Source organism: Actinoplanes sp. NPDC051633 (genome assembly GCF_040681735.1).
Taxonomy (GTDB): Bacteria; Actinomycetota; Actinomycetes; order Mycobacteriales; family Micromonosporaceae; genus Actinoplanes.
In genome coordinates this window covers 1-2,963 of record NZ_JBFAZH010000980.1, presented here as the reverse complement: position 1 = coordinate 2,963, position 2,963 = coordinate 1, and the positions used below count along the sequence as shown (strand labels likewise).

The 2,963-nt window shown below is 71.2% G+C and carries 2 protein-coding genes and 1 pseudogene; all 3 read right to left on the bottom strand.

Going from position 1 to position 2,963, the window contains the following annotated elements; all coding sequences use genetic code 11:
* On the bottom strand, positions 1 to 1,928 hold a 1,928-nt coding region (locus AB0M20_RS35520; protein ID WP_364304911.1), incomplete at its 3' end, for an EAL domain-containing protein.
* The gene (locus AB0M20_RS35515; protein WP_364304909.1) at positions 1,928 to 2,512 is read right to left on the bottom strand and encodes a molybdopterin-dependent oxidoreductase; all 585 of its coding nucleotides are present in this window, start codon (positions 2,510 to 2,512) and stop codon (positions 1,928 to 1,930) included. The genes AB0M20_RS35520 and AB0M20_RS35515, both read right to left, overlap by 1 nt.
* 104 nt (positions 2,513 to 2,616) lie before the next feature.
* Positions 2,617 to 2,963: pseudogene (locus tag AB0M20_RS35510) on the bottom strand (carbohydrate ABC transporter permease); the annotation flags it as partial.

Sequence of the window (2,963 nt, the reverse complement as noted above, 5' to 3'; positions counted from 1 at the left end):
GCGTCCGCGGCCGGCATCGGCCGGGCCAGCAGGTAGCCCTGGGCCATGTCGCAGTCGGCGGCCCGCAGGTGCGCCAGGTGCTCGGCGGTCTCGACGCCCTCGGCCACCACGGTCAGCCCGAGCGTGTGCCCCATCTCGGTGACCGCGCGCAGCAGGGTGCCGCGGTTGCGGTTGTCGAGGTCCAGGAACGTCTTGTCGATCTTGAGTACGTGCACACGCAGGCGCAGCAGCGAGGCGATCGAGGAGTATCCGGCCCCGAAGTCATCCATCGCCAGGCGTACCCCGAGCCCTCTGATCCGGTCCAGCTCGGCGGTGACCATCTCGCTGTCCTCCAGCGCCATGCTCTCGGTGATCTCGAGGGTGAGCGCCTCGGCGGGCAGCCCGCTCACGGCGAGCGCCTCGAGCACATGAGTGGTGAAGACGCCGGACAGCAGCTGCCGGACCGAGACGTTGACGGCGACGGTGAGGTCCGCGTACCCCGGCACCGACCCCCGCCACTCCTGCACCGTGCGGCAGGCCTGGCCGAGCACCTCGCGCCCGATCTCGCGGATCAGCCCCGTCTCCTCGGCGACCGGGATGAACTCGGCCGGCGACACCAGACCGTCCACCGGGTGCCGCCAGCGGGCCAACGCCTCGACCGCGACGACACGCTCACTGTGCATGCCGACGATGGGCTGATAGAAGACGTCGATCTCGCCCTGGTCGACGGCCCGGGTGAGTTGGTGCTCGAGCCGGGCGCGGCGCTGCGCGCGGTCCCGCATGTCGCCGTGGAACACCTCGAACCTGGCCTTGCCGGCACTTTTCGCGGCGTACATGGCGATGTCCGCGTCGGCGAGCAACTCGTCCGCGCCGGCCTGGTCGCCGAGGTGCGCGATGCCGACGCTGGCGCTGATCCCGAGCTCCTGACCGGCGACGCGGATGGGCTCGCGCAGCGCGTCGATGAGGCGGCGGCTGATCGCCTCCGCGGCACCGTCGCCCCCGGCGCGGACCACCACGGCGAACTCGTCACCCCCGAGGCGGGCGACGGTGTCGCCGGCCCGGACGCAGGCCCGCAGCCGCTCGGCCATGCGCTGCAGCAGCTCGTCGCCGGCCTGGTGGCCGAGGGTGTCGTTGACGTGCTTGAAGCCGTCCAGGTCGACCAGCGCGACCGAGGGCGGTGCGGTGCCGGCCATCTCGGCCTCGAGCCGCTCGATGAACAGCGCCCGGTTCGGCAGGCCGGTGAGCCCGTCGTGGAAGGCCTGGTGGCTGAGCTGTTCCTGCAGAGCGCGGCACTCGGACACCTCGGTGACCAGAGCGGCGTACGCCGACGCGATCCGCGACCGGGTCCGGCGCCGCAGCACCACCAGCCAGCAGGCGCTCACGACGGCCACCAGCGACACCAGGCCGATCAGCGCGATCTGGCTGTCCCGCCTGGTCTCCAGCGACCGGGCGGTGGCGTCGTAGAAGAGCTTCTCCTGCTCGTAGTACATCGCGTTGACCCGGTCCTCGACCTGGGACACCAGGGTCCGGGCCGCGAGGAGCATCTGCGGGTCGGAAGAGGTGCCGACCTTGCTCCACGGGAAGCGGTTGAGCGAGTCGCGGACCTCGATCAGGACCCGGGCCGGGCCGGGTGACCCCTCGAACAGGGTGATCACGACGGTGGTCATCCGCACCACCAGGCCCTCGCGGATCTCGAGGTCCTCGGCGTCGGCGGGGTCGGTCGCGCCGTCGAGCTCCAGTTGCATGTGCAGCATCGCGACCTGGAGGTTGTGCAGGTTGGTGGCCCGCTGCTGGGCGAGGGACAGGCCCTCGGTCATCCGGCCGAGCAGCACCGAGTTGCGCACCACCATGCCGAGGATGCCGCCGGTTGCGCCGACCATGACGACGGCCAGCAGGATCCCGGCGGGCCGGGACCTCCGGGTCGCCGTCGGTCCGCGCTCGCCGTCCATCAGAGCACGTCGATCGTCTTGAGACTCCAGATCCACTGGTCGGGGTTGGCGCCGGCCGAGACCCCGTCCGCGTAGATGACACGGGTCGGGCCGCCGTTGTCCAGCGGGAGCGCGGCGCCGTCGCCACTGCGGGTGGCGAGCATGATGTCGCCCTCCTTGACGTCGGCGAGCGGAATGTCGACGGCGTAGTCGTCGTGCGCCACGACGTGCAGCTTCGTGGCCCCGGGCGCGACCCCGGCGACGGCGAGCAGGTCGCTGAGCCAGACGCCGCGGAAGTCCAGGTTCTGCTTGACCCAGGGCTCGTAGACGCCGATCTGCTTGACGCCGATCTTCTCGATCGTCGCGACGTCGAGCAGCAGGGCGCCCTTGCGGTTGCCGCGGGTGATCTTGCCGCCGAGGGTGAGCGCCGCCTTGCCGGAAGGCACGGGCACGGCCTGTCCGGCGGTGATCGAGGCGGCGCTGATCACGGTGGCGGCCTTGGCCTGCGCGGCCGGCGCGGCGGGCCCGTCGTCGCGGCCGCAGCCGCCGATGCCGAAGCTGAGCAGCACTGCCAGGGCACCTAGGGCCGGCTTCCGGATACGCATGGTCTCCTGATCGGCACTTCACCGACAGTTATGAGGCAATCACAGGTCGGCCGGGAGATCGCCCGCCCCGGGAAACACCACACGGCCCGTGCGCCCCGCGAGGATCATCCCTTGACCGCGCCGACCATGACGCCGCGGGTGAAGTGGCGCTGGATGAAGGGGTAGACGAGCGTGATCGGCAGCACGGTGACGACCACGACGGCCATCTTCACCGCGAGGGTGGGCGGCAGCGCGGCGCCGGCCGCGACCCCCGAGTTCTGCGGCGCCTGCCCGGCCAGGATGAAGCTCTGCAGCACCCGCTGGATCGGGAACTTCTGGTTGTCGTCGATGTAGAGCAGCGCGGTGAACCAGACGTTCCAGTAGCCGACCGCGTAGAACAGGCCGACCACCGCGACCACGGCCCTGGACAGCGGCAGCACGATCCGCCACACGATCCAGAACACGCCGGCCC